Here is a 21,047-nt window from a genome sequence, read left to right on the forward strand (position 1 = left end):
AGTTTGCAGCAGTTTCAATAAAAATTAAATCAAATTTCTGTGTTAGATAAAATCATAAAATTTAGCATCAAGAACAAGATTGTTATTGGTATGATGACCTTGTTGTTGATTATTTGGGGGAGTTGGAGTGCCTCCCGATTGCCGATAGACGCGGTTCCTGATATCACGAACAATCAGGTACAGATCATTACGGTGTGTCCTACACTCGCAGGCCAGGAAGTGGAACAACTCGTAACATTCCCGATCGAGCAGGCCATCGCGAATGTTCCGGATATCGAAGAGACCCGGAGTATTTCAAGGTTTGGCCTTTCGGTGATAACGGTTGTATTCAGGGAAGATATAGATATTTACTTTGCCCGTCAGCTGATCAGCGATCAGTTAAAACAGGCTGCAGAAGAGATCCCCAAAGGAATCGGTACTCCGGAAATGGCGCCGGTAAGCACCGGATTGGGAGAGGTTTATCAATATATCTTACATCCCAAAAAAGGAAGTGAACAAAAGTATAATTCCAAAGAACTCCGTGCCATGCAGGACTGGATCGTGAGAAGGCAACTCAACGGAACCCCCGGAGTTGCAGAGATCAACAGCTTTGGCGGAGAGCTGAAACAATATGAAGTGGCCGTAGATCCTAACCGTTTAAGGGCAATGGGAATCAGCATTACCGATATTTTTACCGCGCTGGAAAAGAACAACCAGAACACCGGAGGAGCTTACATCGATAAAAAGCCCAATGCTTATTTTATCCGTGGCATCGGTATGGTAACCTCTATTGAGGACGTTAACCGTATTGCGGTTAAAAATGAAACGGGAAGCGTGCCCATATTTATTAAAGACGTGGCGAAAGTCGGCCTTGGGCACGCCGTGCGCTACGGAGCGCTTACCTACAATGGCGAAGTTGATGCCGTGGGAGGTGTCGTAATGATGCTGAAAGGGGCAAACAGCAATCAGGTGGTAAAAAGCATCAAAGATAAAATACCGACGATTCAAAAGTCACTGCCGGCAGATATTGTCATCGAACCGTTTTTAGACAGAACCGATTTGGTGGGAAGAGCCATCAGCACAGTCGAGAAAAACCTGGTCGAAGGTGCGCTGATCGTTATTTTCGTACTTGTCCTTTTCCTCGGAAACTTCAGGGCGGGTTTAATTGTGGCGTCTGCTATTCCGCTTTCCCTGCTGTTTGCTTTGGGAATGATGAATGTTTTCAACGTAAGTGCCAACCTCATGAGCCTGGGAGCCATTGATTTCGGACTGATCGTGGATGGAGCGGTGATCATTGTGGAAGCCACGCTGCATCATTTAGGCCTTAGAAAAACGACAAAAATCCTTACTCAGGATGAAATGGATGAAGAAGTTTTCTTATCTGCATCAAAAATCAGAAGCAGTGCGGCATTCGGTGAAATCATCATCCTGATCGTATATATTCCTATCCTCACCCTGGTTGGCGTTGAGGGGAAAATGTTCACACCGATGGCTAAAACGGTAGGATTTGCTATTTTGGGAGCATTGATCCTTTCATTGACCTATATTCCCATGATGAGTGCATTGTTTCTTTCCAAAAAGATATCCCGGAAAGAAACTTTTTCAGACAAAATCATGGGAAGGATTCAGAAGGTTTATCAGCCTCTGCTGAAAAAAGCTTTAAACATTAAATACGCATTAGTCGGTGGAACGCTGTCTTTATTCGCTTTTACCGTCGTATTATTTGGCAGGATGGGAGGCGAATTTATTCCCCAATTGCAGGAAGGCGATTATGCGTTTCACTGTATCCTTCCGCAGGGAAGTTCGTTGAGCCAGAGCATCGAAACATCCATGCAGGCCTCAAGGATCATTAAGCAATTTGATGAGGTAAAAATGGTCGTTGGAAAAACAGGATCTGCAGAAGTCCCGACAGATCCTATGCCACCGGAAGCCACCGATCTTATTGTTGTCCTGAAACCGCAAAAAGAATGGAAAAGCCGGAAGTCCTATGAAGAGCTTGCCGACGAAATCTCGGAGAAACTGGAAAATATTCCCGGCGTTTTCTTTGAAAAAAACCAGCCGATCCAGATGCGCTTCAATGAGCTTATGACAGGGATCAGGCAGGATGTTGCCGTTAAAATATTTGGGGAAAATCTGGATTCACTGGCGATGTACGCTGATCAAACCGCAAAAGTAATACAGTCGGTAAATGGTGCGACACCGCCACAGATCGAAAGAGTAAGCGGCCTTCCCCAGATCAACGTAAAATATGACAGAACCCGGATGGCAAATTACGGCCTCAGCATCGAAGAGGTCAACAATGTATTGAGTACCGCGTTTGCCGGAAAATCGGCAGGGCAGGTATTTGAAAATGAACGGAGATTCGATCTTGTCGTCCGTTTAGACAGCCTGCACAGAACCAATATTGATGATGTGAACAATCTTATGGTTTCCACTGTAACAGGCTCGCAGATCCCGCTTTCCCAGGTGGCCGATGTCAGTTATCAGCTTGGTCCGGCGCAGATCAGCCGTGAAGCGGGGAAAAGAAGAATAGTGATTGGTTTTAATGTGAAAGACCGGGATGTACAAAGTGTCGTTAAAGAAATTCAATCCAGGCTCGATCGTCAGGTAAAACTGCCTTCCGGATATTATTTTACGTATGGAGGCCAGTTTGAGAATTTGCAGGCGGCAAGTGAAAGACTGATGATCGCTGTTCCGGTCTCATTGTTATTAATTTTTATGCTGCTTTATTTTACATTCCATTCCTTTAAGCAGGCGGGATTGATCTTTACCGCAATTCCGATGAGTGCCATCGGAGGGGTTTTTGCCCTGCTGTTCCGGGATATGCCTTTCAGCATCAGTGCAGGAATTGGATTTATTGCGCTGTTTGGCGTTGCCGTTCTGAATGGAATTGTTTTGATCGGAACGTTCAATCAGCTGGAAAAAGAAGGTGAAGCGGATATTGTAAAACGGGTAATAGAGGGAACAAAGATCAGATTAAGACCGGTGCTCATGACAGCAACGGTGGCTTCACTGGGCTTTTTGCCGATGGCCATTTCTACCGGAGCAGGAGCTGAAGTTCAGAAACCTCTGGCAACGGTGGTTATCGGTGGTTTGGTGACAGCAACATTCCTTACTTTATTTGTTTTACCGATGCTGTATATTATTTTCAGTACACGTTTTAACCTTAAAAATATCAATTCCAGACCGGCCGCAACCCTTATTTTCCTGGGATTTTTATTTTTTGGACAAACTTTGCATGCACAGCAGGAAAATCCGCTGACAGTTGAACAGGCCACCCAAATCGCCCTGGAGAACAGTGATCTTTTAAAATCAAAATTGCTGGATATCAAATCTTCGGAAGCACTGAAACCTACCGCCAATGAGCTGCCTAAAATGAATGTAGACGCCCAGTTGGGACAGTATAATTCAAAAAAGTTCGATCAGTCATTTTCGATTTCTCAGACGATTCCTTTCCCGACATTATTTAAGGCCAGAAAAGATCTTATCAATGAACAAATCAAAGGAAAAGAGATCAGCAGGGAAGTTTCAGCAAATGAACTCGCAAAACAGGTGAGGACCTACTATTACCAGATCGAATACCTCCAGTATAATCAGTTAAAACTGAAACATCTGGACAGTTTATATCATGATTTCATAAGAATTGCAACCGTCAGATTTAAAGCCGGAGATATCAAGAAAATCGAGATTAACACGGCGGAAACTCAAAAAGGCGAGATCGATCTGTTGCTGAATCAGAATGAAGTTTATCTGCAGAATGCTTACCGAAATTTAAAAATGCTGATGAATACTGAACAGGATTTTGATGTTCCGTCCGGTGAAAATTACCATCCGCTGAAAATTGATGATGTTTTTGACAGCTTGACTGTTGTAAAACATCCTTCGGTACAGGCTTTTTACCAAGAAATGAAAATTGCCGAAAAGAATAAAAATGTCGAAAAATCACAGGGGCTTCCTGAATTTTCGATCGGGTATACCAATCAGTCATTGATCGGTTTCCAGAATGTGAACGGAATGGAGCAGTATTTCAATGGTGGAAACCGTTTTCATTCAGCGACTGTCGGGATTTCGATTCCTTTGAGTTCCGGGGCGACGAAAGCGAGGATGCGGTCTTTTGATTATGAACGGCAGATGGCCGAATCGAATGCAAAATTCCAGCAAAAACAACTGGAAACGCAGCTGGAGAACGCCTTAAACCAATACCTGCAGAATTTTAAACAGTACGAGTATTATGTAAATCTTGCGATTCCGAATGCCGAAAAAATCACCAAAGCAGGTCAGTTGGGATACCGGACCGGGGAAATATCTTACGTCGAATATCTCTTCGCCCTGCAGACCGCAACCCAGATCCAACTGAAATATCTGGAATCCATTCAGCAGGTCAATGAGTCTGTTGTCATCATTAATTCAATCATCAATAAATAAACATGAACACTAAATATCATATCTTTTCAGCAATTTTAATTTTACTCTTTACCGTTAGCTGCGGGAAAAAAGAAACAAGCGGGGAAGATTCTGAAATTATAAAAACCGGACAGCCAAAGGCAATTCATAAAGAAAAACCCGAAACTATTGCAGCGCTTACCGAAGAGCAAATGAGATCTGTAGGACTCACATTGGGAACTGTCGAGATGAAAGAACTGACTTCCACGATCAAAGCGAACGGCCTGCTCAGGGTTCCAAATAATAAAAAAGCAACGGTAACCTCGCTGTATGGCGGTGTCATTCGGACCATCAAAGTGCAGATCGGTGATTTTGTAAGGCAGGGACAGGTTTTGGCTACCATCAGCAATCCGGAATATATTCAGATGCAGGAGCAGTATTTAACAATAAACAGCCGGATTTCCTTTGCCGAAAAGGAGTATCGGAGACAAAAAGAGCTATTCGACAATGATGCCGGTGCCAAAAAGAATCTTCAAAGTTCCGAGGCAGAGCTGAAAAGCCTCAGAACTCAGAAAGCCTCTCTGCAAAGACAATTGCAGCTGATGGGAATAAGCCCGTCAAAAGTTGCCAACGGGAATTTACGTTCGGGTCTGGTGATTACCGCACCCATCAGTGGAACGGTAAGTGCCATCAACGCGCAGATCGGAAGCTATGTCGACGTCTCCTCACCGGTTCTGGATATTATTGATAACAGCTCGATCCATCTCGATCTTCAGGTTTTCGAAAAAGATTTGCCTAAAATGAGGGTAGGCCAGATCGTTCACTTTAAGCTTACCAATAATCCAGAAACGGAATATGACGCCAGAATTTACAGCATCGGGTCTTCTTTTGAGAATGACAGCAAGACCATTTCCGTTCACGCCAATGTTACCGGCAATAAAACAGGCCTGATCGACGGGATGAATATCACGGGGATTGTGAGTTTAGACAAAAGTACTACGCCTGCCATCCCCAGCGAAGCTATTGTAGAGGCGGACGGAAAATATTATGTTTTTGTAAAGACGGATAAGAAGCCTCAACAGCATGCCGAAGAAAATGAAAGTCATGATCCGGAATCTGAAAAAGAGAACGAAACGAAAAATAAAGAGAAAAAGGTAAATTTCGAAAAAATAGAAGTGGTAAAAGGATTTTCTGATATGGGATACACTGCGGTCACGCTGGTAAATTCTATTCCCGGCGATGCGAAAATAGTGGTGAAAGGCGCATATTTTGTCAATGCAAAACTTTCTGATGCCGGGGAGCATGAACATTGATGGTGTACTGAAACGAGGGCAGAGAAGGCAGTCCTAAAATATACCGTTAAAAAATGATCTGTAAATTAAGTTAAAAATTTACCTGATAAGCTGCTCCATCTCGATGAGGTTTGAATTCCGGTATTCAGAATAAATATGCGAATGGAAATCATTGAGTTTTTTCAGCAGTTCCAGCAGGTTATTTTTTTCCTCATCATCCAGCTTTCCGGCAAGAAGGCGTGACGTCATGTTTACTTTTTCAACGGAACGGTGGAAATAATCTTCGCCTTTTTTACTGATAGTCAGTCGTTTGCTTCTCTTGTCCGTACAGTCGTTTTTTTCTTCGATCAGGCCATATTCCAGAAGACGTTTGATGATTTGTGTTCCGGTCTGTTTTTCATGTCCGTTTCTTTCAATCAGCTGAATTTTGGTGAGGTTCGGTTCATCTTTCAGCCGGTAGAGATAGGTGAATTCTTCGTTCGCTAATTCAGGAAAATCGTTCAGTCCTTTTCTAATCAGTTGTTTAGAGTATCTTCCCAAGAGAAGGACCTGTTTGCAAATCTCATTTTCTGTGAATGAAACCTGGTGCTGTTCATTTTTAAAAAGCCTGGTCGGACTTTCCTTTCTGTATTTTTTATCATTCAGCCACAACCGGAAATCCTCGACGGTAGCGCGAGATTTGCAGGCATCAGAATTTTCAAATTCTTTGACCTCATGCAGCAGATCGATGAAAAAGTCAGTATTCATAGCGCAAATTTAATTTAAAAATATGAGTTTAAATTTTTCAGGATTATGCCAGCCTTTTAAATCTTCACACTTGCCATTCCGCCATCGATTCCGAAAACCTGTCCGGTGATCCAGGAAGATGTGCCGGAAACCAGGAACGCGGCCATTTCTGCCACTTCTTCAGCGTTTCCTATTCTCTGTAAAGGGTGTCTTTTTGCTGAGGCTTCTCTTTTTTCCGGTGTTGAGAGAAGCTGGGCGGCCAGATTCGTGTCGGTTAAAGAAGGTGCAATGGCATTAACCCTTATTTTCTGTGCTGAAAATTCGGCAGCTAAACTTCTGGTAAGGCCTTCCACCGCATTTTTACTGGCTGCAACGGAAGCGTGGAAAGGCATTCCGAGCTTTGCGGCTACCGAACTGAAAAGAACGATGGAGGCACTTTCAGATTTTTTAAGATTGGGTAATAATTTCTGGATAATTTTCACTGCGCCCAGCACGTTGATCTCAAAATCATTTTTAAAATCATCGGCAGAAAGTCGGTTAAAAGGTTTTAAATTAATGCTTCCCGGTGCATAAACCAATCCGTCTACAGCTTCAGGAAAATCAATTTCATCCAAATTTCCGGAAATGATATCCATCTGGTGAAATTTGATATTAGGATGATTCAGTTCGGGATTTTCCGTTCTTGAAATTCCGGTAATATGGTTGTTTTCACAAAGAATTTTTGCCGTTGCAAGTCCGATTCCTTTACCGCAACCGATGATGACGATATTTTTCATAATGAGGTCTTTTAAATTTTTCTTTTTAAAGCTGTGCCGCAGCGATTTTTAAATTGTAACAACTTTAAGTTCGAACAAGTATTATAGTCAGCAAAACATCCAAAATATTTATCTTTTCGGGATTTTATTATTGCTGATCATCCTTTGCCTGCTGCATTTAAAGCGGCTGATCTCCTCACTGCGCTTTTTCATGTGTTTCCGGCTTACTCCCGAATTTACCCTTTTTCTCCAAAGTTTAAAACTCGATTCCTTGAGTTCTGTGCGCATCAGTTCGATCACTTCCGGTTCGCCGGTCCCAAACTGGAATTTTATTGCCTCAAATGGAGTACGGTCTTCCCATGCCATTTCGATGATGCGGTCTATATCCTTTAGATTCAATTCTTTATTTTCCATAATTCATATTGCTAAATTTGAAACTGCAGTTTTTTACTCTGAATTTTTGAATGGAATTGTAATGGCTGCTGTCATTCACATTATTTGAGGATCAAACGGAGGATTTCGATTTTTTGTTTTTCCGGCATCTCTCGCTGCAATATTTCACTTCATCCCAGTTTTTCTTCCATTTTTTCCTCCAGTTGAAAGGCAATCCGCAGACTTCGCAGATTTTAGACGGTAATCCGGAAGGCATTATTCAGGGCTTTACGAAATTTTTAAAATTGTTAATCATCACATCTTTCGCTTTCAGGTCGTGCATCATGTTGTACAAACCGAAAAAAGTCCGGTTGAGATAAATAAAATGCTTCGAGCCACGGTTGGTATTCATGCCTTTCATATCACTGATTTTGGCATACCGCTGTCCCAAATCAGCGATTTCCTGAAAAAAGGATTCGTCTGAAAAGTCGAAGGTCTGCCGATTGAAGGGTCGGGTAAAAAGTTCAAGGAGTTCATAGAACAATTTTGAGAAAAATTCCTGTTCCTGTGCCGAATCTTCATCACGCAGAATTTCCAGGGTAAATAATTTCTCACGGAAAATCTCAGGGTTTTTAAGATTTTCTTCTTTTGCCAGTTCAAAATACGGAATATAAAAATCTTCCGGAATTTCTTTGATACAGCCGAAATCAATTACCAGCAGTTCTTTGTTTTCCGAAACCAGGAAATTTCCCGGATGCGGATCTGCATGTACTTTTTTCAGGATATGCATCTGGTACATATAAAAATCCCATAAGGTCTGCCCGATGTTGTTCAGGTCTTCCTGAGTATTCTGTTTTTGAGTAAATTCCGAGAAGTGGATTCCTGACATCCAATCCATCGTAATGATTTTTTCACATGAATATTCGGGGTAGTATTGCGGGAATTTTACGTGGGGAAGATGGTGGCATTCTTCTGCAAAATGCTGACTGCGTTTAAGTTCGAGGTTATAGTCGGTTTCTTCAAAAAGTTTATCTTCCACTTCCTGAAAATAGGATTCCGAGCCTTCTTTTTTGATGTTGAACATCTTCATGGCAATCGGTTTTACCATTTTCAGGTCACTGGAGATACTTTCTCTTACGCCGGGATACTGGATTTTTACTGCCAGTTTCTGGTCTCCTTTTTTCGCGGTATGAACCTGTCCGATACTGGCGGCGTTCACCGATTCGGCGGAAAATTCATCAAAAATCTCTTCCGGATTCTTCCCGAAGTATTTTCTGAATATTTTCCTGACCAAAGCGCCCGACAAAGGCGGAACCGAAAACTGGGACAGGGAGAATTTTTCTACATATTCTACCGGAAGGATATTTTTTTCCATACTCAGCATCTGGGCTACTTTCAGGGCAGAACCTTTCAGCTCCTTTAGAGAATCGTAAATGTCTGCTGCGTTATCCTGGTTTAGAATTTTTCGCGCTTCATCTTCGTCTTTTGTGATTTTGTTTCCGTAATATTTCAGGTAATTGACGCCGACTTTGGCACCGGCTTTGAGCAGGCTGCCGGTTCGTTCAATTTTCCCGGTAGGAATTTTATCTAATGTTTTCATTCTTAAATTTGTTATGGTGTGCTTTTAGTGTCAATCTCAGGCATCAGCAAACAGCCGACAATTAGAAATCAGTTTGTTTTAAACTTTTCCTTCCAAAGGAATTTTCCAAGGTCGACCACTTTTTTCAAGGGTTGGTTTTCCATGAGTTCAAAACCGGTGTCGACGGTTTTTTCCAGGAAAATATCTGTTTTTTCAAAATCTGGGGAGGTGTCTTTTTTCCAGAAGTCAATGGTCGAAACGAGATGAAGCCACAGTGCTTCCTGTCTTGATTTTTCATTGAACCGACGGATGTCTTCTTTCGCTTTTTCGATAATTTCCCATTCATTGAAATTCAAAGTATTCATGAATTGTTTATGAGATTCCCGAAGACTCTGAAGCATTCTGATGTTCTGGATTTTCTGGGATCCCAGGATCGATAACACCAGTGAGCGGTTCATTGTAAGGTTTTCAAAGAAAATATAGTATACATTCAGTAATTTTTCTTTGGTGGTCACTTCGTCTGAAGAATTGACTTCTGAAGAGAGTTCCAGGGATTTTACAAAAAGATGATTCAGTATTTCTTTTTCAATCTGGTCGAATCCTGAGAAATAATGGTAAAATTCTTTCTCTTCAAAATTATTTTCTTTTGCGAAGAGATAGACATTTTTAGGTTTTTCACCGTGATTCAAAAGATAGTCGCTGTATAATTCAAATATTTTTTCCTGCGTGATGTTGGCTTGTTCTTGCATGATAGAATTTATTTATCAACAAATTTAGTAATTAATTTTATTTTAAATTTAAATAAAGTATAAATTTGTACTATATAAACCATTTAATTTTTGAATGATGTTAGCAATACAAGCACAATCGAATATACCGACAGATTTTGGAATGTTCACGGTGTATGCCTTTTCAGAGCACGAAGACGACTGGAAACCGCACCTGGTTTGGGTGGCTGAAAATACAGATATCCGTAAGACGGTGAATGTGCGTTTTCACTCGGAGTGCATCACCGGTGAGATTTTTCACTCGAAAAAATGTGAATGCGGCCAACAGCTGGATGCTGCAATGAAATATATGTCAGAGAACGGCGGAATGATCATTTATCTCAGGCAGGAAGGTAGAAACATCGGAATTATCAACAAACTGAGAGCCTATGCGCTTCAGGAAAAAGGTTTTGATACGGTAGAAGCAAATCTGAAACTGGGATTGCCTGCTGACGGAAGAAATTTTGGTGTGGCGGTAGACATGCTTAAGATTTTAGAGGTAAAAGAAATTAATCTGCTTACGAATAATCCGGATAAACTCAAGTCCTTGGAAAACAGTGGTATTGTACTGAACAGCAGGGTTCCGTTGGAAATAGCATCTAATGAGGTAAATGAAAGTTACCTGGCAAAAAAGAAAGATTATTTCGGGCATCTCCTGGAAAATGTATGATTTTCCTTTCAATCTTATTTGAATCAAAGTCAATTGATTCCTGAAACTGAATGTTCAAATGACGTTTCGTATGGCTGAAACAGATTTCTAAAAATTTAAATTTAAAATAATTTTAAAGTTTAGTTGATCATATAAAATAGCTTCAATCCAAAGCGGTTGGAGCTATTTTTCTTTTCTTTGACCGGTAGGCATTTTCTTCGTGATGTCTGACCGTCGATCCTGTTAACTTAACAAATCCGCAAAAAATCTATTATTTAATTTAAAAAATACAATTCCGTTCAATTATTATCAGCATCTTCGTTTAACAAGAAAAGCAGTATTTATACTGACTTAAATTGCATTAATTTCATATAAATTTGGTCACCAGACCGGAAGAATCGCAAAGTGATGTAAAAAAGAAATTTTGTATTGACGGTGATCAATAAAGAATGATCTATAAACAATTAATAATCATGGAGACCAGAAACCATTACCAAACGGGGCGTATTCCGAAAAGCCAGACGAGTAGGGGAATTAAAACAATTACATTATGGCCCAATTTCAACTAGGAATTTCCTTAACTTTTTTGAAAAGAGATTTAGCATTAGTTGTCCAAAGTACTGAAGAAGGAACAGGAGCAAACAAAATTACCACCAAAGAGTATCTGCTTATTCCTACAAAAGTTTCATCGGAAGATTATGTCACCTACGATGATTTAAAAAACGACTTTGATAAAATCTTTGGAAGTGATTCTGGTGATGCTACCCAAAAAATTGAAAATCAGTTAGAACAAAACAGTTCAGACACTACTTTTGACATCAATAAAATTCATTTTTATCTAAAGACTGCTTATTTATACAAAAAGGCCTATTACAAAGAAAAAAAAGAGGCAGAAAAAAAGAAGGTCGTAGAGTGTGATAAAAGCGGAAATGAATTGAATGGTGACAAAGTAGCAAAGTGGGATTATGCCCTGTCAATCAGTATCGACAGCAAAGAATTCTTTTCAGAATTTAGTACCATGTCTATTAATTCCGTTAATTTTTCCATCTGGAATACCAGCCGAAGCGTTGTGAAAAAAATGATGACTTTAGGATCTACGGATGATATCTTTAAACAGTTAGAAGAATCCAGCAAATAAATATGCCCAATATATTTCCCCTCCGGATAAATGCTTTATATCTTGAATCACCTGAACAGGTCATCGGCCAGGATATCCGTTTTGAAAATGTGCCATGGATGAATACAGAGAATGATGTCTTTGAAAATCCGAATGTGCCTTTGGAAACAAATTCTATTATCCCGAGACCTTTTTCGTGGGATAATGGCATTTATCTGGATAAGGGAATCCATCTTCATTTTGTTCTGCCCGCTTATTTCAAAAAATTTGACGATACGGGAAACCTGCCCAAAGCGCCGAACCGCTGGTATATAAAAAGAGAAAGAGATGGTGAAGAATGGATTGTTGAAAGTGACTACATCTGGAATGTCAACGATCCGAAACTAAACAAAAATACAACGTGTACCTACACGCAGGAAGGGCAGGATCAATTTAGCTTTATCTATACCGGAAGGAGATACAGGCTCGAAGAATGGCTTCATACATCGCATACCACAGACCATTATTTAAAAAATCTCACGGCACTCGGCTGGGGAAGCTTTTCATTTGACATTCATTATCCGAATTGTAGAAGTATGTTCGGATTTTACGATGAAGATGGAACCGGGGACGATGCTTATACGGTAATGGGTTGGGTGGAAGATTCCGCAAAGACGGACATCGATGAATATTTCGTAGCCGGTAAATTCCAGCTAATGCCTGATACAGCAGTTGAACATGAAGAATCATTTGATATCGCCATTGCCAATACTTTACCGGAAACGCTTTCTGCGTTGATTATCAATACGAATAATCCTGATTTATCAAAACACGATCTCCAAAAGCAGGAAGAGCAGATGTCTTCTATGATCAATTTTGATGAACTGAAAGACCTGAACCTGGACTGGATTTCAAGATTGAGGCATAAGCAGCATGAGCAGCAGTTTCATAAAACATCCGGGACTACAAAATACATCCTCAATGTGGTCAGTGCCGACGATGAAGATTCCATCCGGGAATATGATTTTGACATCAACCTGCTGGATTTCGAGTTCAGCAAAGAGGTTGATCATCAGTACCGCAATATACAGGAGAAATTAAGCATTCCCGATCAATCGGAATTATCCGGTGAAGCCATTCTCGCTATCTGGAACGGCATCAGCTTTCCGGAGCTTACCCGCATTTCCTATTATGAATCTCTGGAAGAAGAGCTGGAGGCCATCAACAGGTTCATGAATAATGGTGAACTGGATACTTTCAGGCTGCATGCTAAAATTGAAAGCCTGTACCTGCACTGGTCGACTTACCTGAGCGCTTTATTCTTAACCAAAGATAAAAACATCAATAAGGTTAAAGACGATCTCAGACTCCTGATTTCCCAGATTAACATTTTAAAGGGAAAACTCAAAAAAACCGAGCGCAGGATCGCTGATCTGCAGCTTTTGTTTTCAAAGAAAATATCCGGTTATTACATCAAATACTGTGATTATGCCATCATCCGATTTTTGATGCGGGCAGAAAATTCCGGTGATGCGGTTGATCAGGAAGAATTTCAGGTGTTGCTGAATCAGAGGTATAAAACGAAAGTCGTCTTGTCGAAAAAAAGCAGGACCGATTACTTCAGTGCGTTGCCGCCAAGTATCATCATTTCTTCCGCCAAAAAGAATACGGTATTTAACCTGTTTACCAATCCGTCGGAGCTGCCTGAGTCAAAACCTGATCTTTTATTTGATTCAAAGCAAAAAGACACCTATAAAAACATATTGAATGAAATTTCTGATTTTCAGGAAATTAATGTGAACGGATGGCATACGTATAAAGTTGAATGGGAAAGTTTATTCCTGCCTAAAAAAGAAGGCCACTACCTGACAGCGGATAAAAAATTCAGTGAAAACTTTTTACGCGACTCTTATATTTTAGATGAACTTAATGCTGATTTGATAAAAGAATACCGATTGAATGACCTGGCGTACATGCCGAATCCCAACACCTATTACGGGCAGTCTTTTGTCAGCAATACAGTCCAGGAATATGTAAAAGAAAAGCTGGAAAAAAACCTAAGCCGGATCGACGAAGCGGAAAATACGGAGCTGATCGGCCGGATGAATCGCTTTCTGCACAAAATGGAAGATACTTCCTTATTTGAATTAACGCTTTCCGACTTCAATAATCTGATGCTGCAGAGAAGCAATGGCTTATCGGTATTGCCGCTGATTCCCAACGGATTTGAAGACCATCAGGAAATAGCAAACGATATTGAAAGCTTATGTAAAGAATATTTTAACAGCTTAAACCTTTTAACTCCCAACAGATTATCGATTTTTAACCCGTTCAGGAACGGAGCTTTTAAAATAAGCCGGCTCAGGATTATCGATTCTTTCGGGAGGGACAAAATAATAAAGCCTGAGAAAATTTTAACAACCCACGTACAGAAAATCGAAAACAAAGACCAATGGGTCATGCTGCCGCCCAGATATCTGCAGTCCGCCGCCCTGAGCACAAGATTTACCGGTACGCTCACCGATAAAAAGAAATCTTCCGTACTCGGCTGGATGGTTCCGGTTTACCTGAACCAGCGTATTGAGTTTTTTGATGCTCATGGAAAGCATTTGGGAGCCATAGATACCGAAGGCCAGTGGGAATCTTCGCCTTTTGATGCAGACCTTGCGCAGGAAAATAAAGAATACAGATCTGTGGTGAAAAACCCACATCTTAAAAGAATCATCCACTGGCTGATTGAACGCATTTGCAAATCGGGTAAAAAAGACGAGTTTATTAAGGAACTCCAAAAAACAATGGAGCATACGTCTCCTGAAGACAGCGCCAATCCTTCGCTGTTGGAAACCATATCTTCAGTCCCCGTCGCCATCACCCTGGTTAATATTAATTTATTCACCAAAGGCGAAGCACTCTACGATATCAATTATTCCGAGAATATCAGCATTAATACATACGACAATCAGCGGAAGTATGACAAAGTGGAAATTCCGATATCTATCGGTGATCTGAATCAGTACAATGACGGCGTACTGGCGTACTGGCACTATAATCTTAAAGATGAAGACAGGGAATCTGCTGACAGACTGGGCGTGAAATACCTGGAAAGTAAAATTTATTTCAACAATGATGTCATTAAAAAGTTCGAAAATCATTCTTACACCCTGAAAGATTTCCTGAAAGAAAACCCAATTGACGGAAGGGAAATATGGGACACACTTGACAGTCGGGGCCTGATCAGTTCTTCGATCAGTTATAAACCCCAGGATAAGGAAAACCATCTGGCTCTGAACGACACTTTAAATGCCTGCCGGAGATATGTTCTGATGCATCCGAAAGGGAATTTAAATGTTAAAACCGGAATTCTGCCGGAGAAATCCATCAGGCTGCCTTACCATCGAATCAAAAATGCCTTAAAAAGGATTGAGCTGACGTTACTCACCACTCCTGTTTTAACGCCTAAAGAAAACCTTCAGCTGTCCCTGGTTAAAGACAACCGTTACGAATGGTCATGGATCGAACTCGAAAAGAAAATTAAAAGACAACCTTTATCCTCTGCAAACCCACCGGTAAAAAACCGGATTACCCAAAATCTGGCGATCGATTTTAATAAAAATCCGGAGACTGAAAATTATGTACAGGCTTTGTTGTCGGATTTGGAAAATGAAGGCCTTTTGATCAATCAGTTGTCCGCATTTTTCCCGGATGAAAAAATCTACTTTATCAGAAAGGAGGAATTTGACAGGCAAAATGAAACAGCAGGAAATGCAGTACGATCCGGATTTATTAACGATGTGGTGACCGGCTGGATCTTTAAAGAGGAGCGCATTAAAGCCCAGAAAGTTGCATTTGATTTCAATAATTTTAAAACCAAAAAATTTATCGCGCTCAAAGAATTCCTTATCAGAGAAGGCTATGTCATTCCATCTGAAACGAACCTGCTGAATGATGAAGTCTTCTTCATCAACTTTAGCAAAATAAACGAATTGCAATCGAAAAACGAATCTGTTTTGGATGATTTCGAAAAAGAGGTCATGAATCTGCTGGCATTAAAGACTTCCAATAAAATAATTGATCTTAAACAATTATCGGGTAAATTATATGTTTTCAGAACCGGCAATGCTTCCCTGATGGTCAGTGAAGGGTTTAAACAGTCTCTGATGAATAAAAAAATCATTCAGAAGGATGCTTTTTATCCTGATGAGCAGATCTATTTTATTAATGTGGGCGAACTGGAAAAGGTTAAATTCAAAGAGCAGCAGGACGAATATGAAAAAATACTGCTGAAAATGGTTGACGAAAAATCAGATACCATTTTGCAGATCAGTGATTTTAATACGAATTCCGGGGCTATTCCACCATTGGTTTTAAAAGAAGGATGGCTATCCATAAAATCGACTAAATTTTAAACATTATGGCAAAATTATCTTATTATTTTCCTCTGGATAATTTAGTGAGTAACCAAATTATTAACAACTATAAAACGCAGGTTCAGGCAAATACTGAAAATAATCCTGAGGTTGATTTTGATGAGTACAAAGGTTCTTACCTCAATTTCAAGGATAACAGTAAACTGGAACTGACCTTCAAAAAAACAGTCAGCAAAGGTGGAACTTTAATTAATTTCTTTTTTAATTACGATAAGAAAAATAACAACGGCGCGATCAGCCTCATCACGGTTGGGGAGAAAATCCTGAGCGTCATCAAATCGAACAGCAGAAATGCCATCTCTTTCAAAAACAGCATTAAAATAAATGATGCAGACTTTAGGATCAGGGAAAATCACTGGTTCAACGGTTCTCTGTACTTTGACGATGCCGGCGGCCTGGCTCTTTATATGACCGATGAAAATTTTTTATTGTACAGAAAAGCCCTGATCTCAGTGGATAACTCAACTGAAGATCTGAATATAACCATCGGGGGAAACAGCGAAGGTGATCAGCTCCGAATAGCCGATCTGTCGATTTATGGAGACGTGGCAAAAGATGAAGTGGAAAATATCATCAACAAAACCATAGCGCAGCATCTTACCCTTTTGTCGAAATCTACTTTAATCGATACGGTAACCTTTAAGCTTACCAACAGTGCGGAATATGATAAATTAGTCATTGAAAATGAGCAGCAGCCTTTATCTTTCGAATTTTCCCCAGGTGATATGACGCTGGAAAAATATGATCAGTGTGAGGCAAAACTCAAGGTAAAAAAAGGTTTTTTTAAATATCAGAATCCGGAAAATAAGACGGAAGAATCGGGTGATCTGTCTGTTTCTTTCGATCTCAGGAATCAGCAGGCGGATAGTACAAATCTAATGGCTGTATTGGAAGATTTATCGATTATCAACTTGTTAAACCAGGAAAAAGTGTTGGTTCAGCTGGAGATTTACAATCTGACTCTTACAAAAGACGATTTTTCTAAAACCTATACCAAATCTCAGCCTCTTATCATCGACAGAGTGTTTGAAGTAGTGGATCTGCGGGGCGGAAACGAAAGCCCGTTTGACGTTTTTATCCTGGGAAATGATACTTTATATAATGGCGCCGGAAACGAAACACAGACTATCCGGCTTTTAATCAACAACACGACCGACGAAGATGTAAAGTTTTCAGGCAGCAGCGGTTTCAGGATGAGCGGTAATTTCCTGATGATCCTGGAAAGCGATGTGCAGCAGGCTTCTGATACTAAGCTGAAGGAATTTCAGTCTTTTCTGGATATTCCCACCAGTCCTAAGTCAGCCGCTAATGATTTTTTGTGTTTCCAGGAAGAATATGTGTTAAGGAAAAGGGAATCTGTTGTTTTTGAGATTTCCGGATTAAAAGCCAGGCCGTCAACGCCTGCCAATCCATCCGGCGCTTATCCTTTCTACCTGGAATACAGGAATATTCCCGGCTACAGAAACGGAAAAGTACGGTTCTTTATAAAAACAGGTAAAATTTTCTATTCACTTTAAGCACTAACAATATGTCAGAAAGATTATACATAAATGAATTCGATTCTAATCAGGGGAAAATCGACAGGCTTACTTCCGGGAATGCCGACATCGATACTTTGGATTCACAAAATGCGGTCATCAATGCATTAACGGCTGATATGATCAGGCTCAAAAATCAAATCGAGATTCTGAGTAATGAATTGACGATTGTAAAGGATTCAAGTGAGCTCATCAAAATAAGTTCTGGGAAAACTGAAATCAGGAATAATTTGTTTGTTAAAAACGAACTGGTTTCTTTACCGGTAGGCACCGTGGTCGCTTTTGCCGGCAAAAATATTCCTGATGGATGGCTGGTTTGTGACGGACGCTCTACTAATGATCATCCTAAATTGAAACAGATCATAGGAGATCATGTTCCTGATTTAACAAATAGATTTGTCATGGGACTTTCCGTAAAAGATAATTCAAATTTAGAATGGAAGAATAAGTATTCGGGTAACTCTTCAATACAGCTACGAGAGGATAATCTTCCTCCTCATGATCATTTGTATACTACTCGGATTTTTAGATTTTCGATAAACTATGGTAATGCATCTGATGGTTTTAGTGGAAATGGAGCGTCTAAAATTCATAGTACCAGTGCTGAAGAGAATACATTTAGCTCATACACTATGGGAAATGAAAATTTAAAATCTTCACCCATCGATATAACACCTACGCATTTTAAGTTATTATATATTATTAAAGCAGAATAGTATTAAATAAATATGTATTCATGGGTCCTGAAAGTTTAAAAACCAATATCCAGCTCGAGCTCAACGTCACGATAAAAGGAGTTGACCTTAAGATTACCGGCAATGTCACCCGATCAGAGGATGATATTGCCGTAACATCGCTTGTTGGCCATCTGCCTGATGTCTCAAAGAATATCTCTAAACTTTTGGAGGATGAAGGCGATACTAAAGATCTTATCATTCCATTTGTCCCCAATGCGCTGAATTTCGGTATTTACAAAGTCTCGGATGATAAACAAAGCCTGACTGCCGTTCAGCTGGGAGCCCGGTATTCAAAACTTAGGCTGAAAGGTGTTTTTTCTGATGAATATAAGCTGTTTTCGGTAGCCATCGCCGAACGGATCAGCTTTGAAAAAATGCCCCTGGTGGGAGAGTATCTTAAGGATTATTCTATTTCTGCGATAGAGCTGGTGTACCTCTCGGAAAAGGAAAAGCCTTCAGCCTGCGAAAAAATAAAATTAGTTAATGCTTCCAGGAAAAACTTTGTCGATCAAAAAATTTGGCTGAACAAAGGAAAACTCTCTCTTTCAAAAGGATTCAATGCAGGAATGATCCTCAGTGATGGAAATGAGGAACAGAAAATCACTTTTCCCGGTTTTGATTTGAAGGGCATAAAAGTTCCCGGTCTGCCGGTACCTGCTCCGGATTCCGGAAAAAAAGGAAATCAGGATCCGGGCGGCAATATTCAGAAGGAAAAGCCTAAGAAAAATCCTTTGGTTACGATCCATGAGGTAAAACCATCCATTGAAAAAAATATAATCAGTATTTCCATATCGGCAGATTTTAATGTGGGGCCTTTCGGTTTACAGCTTGTCGGGTTGGGCATTCAGGTGCCCTTTACGGTCTTTCAGAATTTCAGTCCGGAAAAATTATGGAAAGAAATTCAGTTTACTTTAAAAGGCCTGGCGATTATGTACGATACGCCGGGATTCTCAATAGCCGGAGCATTTTTAAGGGAAACAAACAACGGAAATGAAGAATACAACGGTTTGGTCACTTTCAGGCTCGGGAAGATTGAAATTTTAGCCATCGGCTCTTATATTAAAACCCCCACATATTCTTCCCTTTTTGCCTTCGGATATTTAGGTATTCCGATTCCTGTGGATCCTGCATTTTATATCCACGGATTTGCATTGGGATTTGGCCTGAACCGGAATTTTGTCATGCCCGGCATCACCGGAATCCCGGAGTTTCCGCTGGTTAAAATCGTTCATCAGGGTGGCTTAAAGCCGGGCGATTCCATTAAAAAGATCTTTAATGATTTAAATCGTTACCTCCCGGCCAGTGAGAATACGTATGTGATCGTGGCAGGAATTAAATTCGATTCCTATAAAATGATTTTTACCACAGGCATACTGGCTATTGCTTTTGGAAATAAAACCTCAATAAACCTCCTGGGCTTATCGACCATGAAGCTGGAAGGAGTGTATCATTTTGAATTTGCCTTTTCCATGCGTGCCGATTTGGATGAAGGAACCTTTTTGGCAAGAGGCCAGCTGACGGACAACACTTATGTATTGTTGCCCCAGCTGAAATTAACGGGCGGTTTTGCGTTAGGGATGTGGCTGAAAGGAGATCTCGTCGGCGATTTTGTCTTTACCCTCGGCGGGTATCATCCCGATTTTAAAGTGCCCGGACATTATCCGGAAAATACCCCGCGGTTAGGATATGGATTTACTTTGGGTTCCGTAAAGTTTTACGGCAAAGCGTATTTTGCTTTAACGCCAAGCTGTATCATGGCTGGTGTGGCGGGCGGTTTGAGCCTGGTACTGGACGGCCGTATCGTTTATGCCGAAATCGGTGTTCTTTTCAGTGCCGATTTTATCATCTCATGGAAGCCATTCTATTATAAAGCCGAGGTACACGTACAGATTTTTGCCAAAATAGTCGTGGATGTATGGCTGTTCAGCATCAACCAGTCTTTCAGCCTTACCGCTAAACTGCAGCTGGAAGGTCCTGATTTCAGGGGTCTGGCGACTTTTAAAGTAGCCGGTTACGAACTGGAGGTAAAATTCGGGAACCATCACAAGCCTGTCGATAAAACATTAACGAAGGACGAATTCATCTCGGCTTTTTTACCCGATGCAGCCAGGATACTTACCCATAATATCACGTCCGGAATCATCAGAAAAATAAAGAATGCCAACGGAACCGAATCGGTAATCGTTAATCCGAAAACTTTTGCTCTGGAGATTTATTCGGAAATTCCGGTGACTGAGATCGCTGGAGATCAGCTGATGACCGGGAAATTTAGCCCTGAAAATATATATCCGGTGTATACGGCATCAGCTCAGCTGGAAAATCAGCTTAGGCTATCGGTGAATGGTGCTGAACATCACTTTTCTTCTTTTGAAAGTTTTCCTGTTTTAAAATCGGTTCCCAGATCGGTATGGAACCATACGAATACAGCGCCGGATAACCAGGCTGCATTATCAGATCCTAAACTGCTGAAAGATATCTGTAAAGGCATCCGCCTGGAATTTTCAAAGATAGAAACTGAAATTCATCCGGTAACGGTCTCTTTATATGACACCTGCACCAAAAATTACCGGGACGATTTTATGCCCGTTGAAATAAAAGAAAAGAATAACCCGGTGAAACTGAACGACAGCATCATGAATATTTTACAAATTCTGGATGAAGATGAAATAGATTATTCCGACCTGGAAAACCATGTTGAGGTCTACAAATACAAAATAAAACCGCTGGGAACCTATCAAATATCTTAA

General features: G+C 40.6%; 14 protein-coding genes. 8 read left to right on the top strand and 6 right to left on the bottom strand.

The window, feature by feature from the left end:
- Positions 1-39: 39 nt before the first annotated feature.
- The gene (locus tag AC0N32_RS14165) at positions 40-4,404 is read left to right on the top strand and encodes a CusA/CzcA family heavy metal efflux RND transporter (RefSeq protein ID WP_476394507.1); all 4,365 of its coding nucleotides are present in this window, start codon (positions 40-42) and stop codon (positions 4,402-4,404) included.
- A 2-nt stretch (positions 4,405-4,406) separates the two neighbouring features.
- Entirely contained in the window at positions 4,407-5,675 is a 1,269-nt protein-coding gene (locus AC0N32_RS14170) for an efflux RND transporter periplasmic adaptor subunit (protein WP_476394508.1), read from the top strand.
- A 78-nt stretch (positions 5,676-5,753) separates the two neighbouring features.
- On the opposite strand, the gene AC0N32_RS14175 is transcribed toward AC0N32_RS14170, so the two are convergent.
- From AC0N32_RS14175 to AC0N32_RS14200, 6 genes are all read right to left on the bottom strand, one after another.
- On the bottom strand, positions 5,754-6,401 hold the full coding sequence (locus tag AC0N32_RS14175; RefSeq protein ID WP_476394509.1) for a MarR family winged helix-turn-helix transcriptional regulator: 648 nt from the start codon (positions 6,399-6,401) through the stop codon (positions 5,754-5,756).
- Between the two features lie 56 nt (positions 6,402-6,457).
- Entirely contained in the window at positions 6,458-7,156 is a 699-nt protein-coding gene (locus AC0N32_RS14180; RefSeq protein ID WP_476394510.1) for an SDR family NAD(P)-dependent oxidoreductase, read from the bottom strand.
- Between the two features lie 108 nt (positions 7,157-7,264).
- The gene (locus AC0N32_RS14185) at positions 7,265-7,549 is read right to left on the bottom strand and encodes a TIGR03643 family protein (RefSeq protein WP_476394511.1); all 285 of its coding nucleotides are present in this window, start codon (positions 7,547-7,549) and stop codon (positions 7,265-7,267) included.
- Positions 7,550-7,640: 91 nt separating this feature from the next.
- Positions 7,641-7,784 carry a DUF2256 domain-containing protein gene (locus tag AC0N32_RS14190; RefSeq protein ID WP_476394512.1) on the bottom strand — a complete coding sequence of 48 codons (144 nt, stop codon included), beginning with the start codon at positions 7,782-7,784 and terminating at the stop codon, positions 7,641-7,643.
- Positions 7,785-7,787: 3 nt separating this feature from the next.
- Positions 7,788-9,107 carry an ABC1 kinase family protein gene (locus tag AC0N32_RS14195; protein WP_476394513.1) on the bottom strand — a complete coding sequence of 440 codons (1,320 nt, stop codon included), beginning with the start codon at positions 9,105-9,107 and terminating at the stop codon, positions 7,788-7,790.
- A gap of 68 nt (positions 9,108-9,175) precedes the next feature.
- On the bottom strand, positions 9,176-9,835 hold the full coding sequence (locus tag AC0N32_RS14200; protein WP_476394514.1) for a TetR family transcriptional regulator C-terminal domain-containing protein: 660 nt from the start codon (positions 9,833-9,835) through the stop codon (positions 9,176-9,178).
- A gap of 97 nt (positions 9,836-9,932) precedes the next feature.
- Here AC0N32_RS14200 and ribA point away from each other — a divergent pair, with 97 nt between their 5' ends.
- From ribA to AC0N32_RS14230, 6 genes are all read left to right on the top strand, one after another.
- On the top strand, positions 9,933-10,523 hold the full coding sequence (gene ribA / locus AC0N32_RS14205; protein ID WP_476394692.1) for a GTP cyclohydrolase II: 591 nt from the start codon (positions 9,933-9,935) through the stop codon (positions 10,521-10,523).
- A gap of 529 nt (positions 10,524-11,052) precedes the next feature.
- The gene (locus AC0N32_RS14210) at positions 11,053-11,640 is read left to right on the top strand and encodes a hypothetical protein (RefSeq protein ID WP_476394515.1); all 588 of its coding nucleotides are present in this window, start codon (positions 11,053-11,055) and stop codon (positions 11,638-11,640) included.
- 2 nt (positions 11,641-11,642) lie between these two features.
- Complete coding sequence (locus AC0N32_RS14215; protein ID WP_476394516.1) at positions 11,643-16,004, top strand: hypothetical protein; 4,362 nt, start codon at positions 11,643-11,645, stop codon at positions 16,002-16,004.
- A gap of 5 nt (positions 16,005-16,009) precedes the next feature.
- Positions 16,010-17,542, top strand: a complete 1,533-nt coding sequence (locus AC0N32_RS14220) for a hypothetical protein (protein WP_476394517.1) — start codon at positions 16,010-16,012, stop codon at positions 17,540-17,542.
- 11 nt (positions 17,543-17,553) lie between these two features.
- On the top strand, positions 17,554-18,279 hold the full coding sequence (locus AC0N32_RS14225; RefSeq protein WP_476394518.1) for a tail fiber protein: 726 nt from the start codon (positions 17,554-17,556) through the stop codon (positions 18,277-18,279).
- 20 nt (positions 18,280-18,299) lie between these two features.
- On the top strand, positions 18,300-21,047 hold the full coding sequence (locus AC0N32_RS14230) for a DUF6603 domain-containing protein (protein ID WP_476394519.1): 2,748 nt from the start codon (positions 18,300-18,302) through the stop codon (positions 21,045-21,047).

The organism is Chryseobacterium endophyticum (assembly GCF_056333165.1).

Coding starts and splice junctions, on each gene's coding strand:
- AC0N32_RS14170 (WP_476394508.1), top strand. CDS start 4,407: ATGAACACTAAATATCATATCTTTTCAGCAATTTTAATTTTACTCTTT.
- AC0N32_RS14180 (WP_476394510.1), bottom strand. CDS start 7,156: ATGAAAAATATCGTCATCATCGGTTGCGGTAAAGGAATCGGACTTGCA.
- AC0N32_RS14230 (WP_476394519.1), top strand. CDS start 18,300: ATGGGTCCTGAAAGTTTAAAAACCAATATCCAGCTCGAGCTCAACGTC.
- AC0N32_RS14195 (WP_476394513.1), bottom strand. CDS start 9,107: ATGAAAACATTAGATAAAATTCCTACCGGGAAAATTGAACGAACCGGC.
- ribA (WP_476394692.1), top strand. CDS start 9,933: ATGTTAGCAATACAAGCACAATCGAATATACCGACAGATTTTGGAATG.
- AC0N32_RS14225 (WP_476394518.1), top strand. CDS start 17,554: ATGTCAGAAAGATTATACATAAATGAATTCGATTCTAATCAGGGGAAA.
- AC0N32_RS14175 (WP_476394509.1), bottom strand. CDS start 6,401: ATGAATACTGACTTTTTCATCGATCTGCTGCATGAGGTCAAAGAATTT.
- AC0N32_RS14210 (WP_476394515.1), top strand. CDS start 11,053: ATGGCCCAATTTCAACTAGGAATTTCCTTAACTTTTTTGAAAAGAGAT.
- AC0N32_RS14185 (WP_476394511.1), bottom strand. CDS start 7,549: ATGGAAAATAAAGAATTGAATCTAAAGGATATAGACCGCATCATCGAA.
- AC0N32_RS14220 (WP_476394517.1), top strand. CDS start 16,010: ATGGCAAAATTATCTTATTATTTTCCTCTGGATAATTTAGTGAGTAAC.
- AC0N32_RS14190 (WP_476394512.1), bottom strand. CDS start 7,784: ATGCCTTCCGGATTACCGTCTAAAATCTGCGAAGTCTGCGGATTGCCT.
- AC0N32_RS14215 (WP_476394516.1), top strand. CDS start 11,643: ATGCCCAATATATTTCCCCTCCGGATAAATGCTTTATATCTTGAATCA.
- AC0N32_RS14200 (WP_476394514.1), bottom strand. CDS start 9,835: ATGCAAGAACAAGCCAACATCACGCAGGAAAAAATATTTGAATTATAC.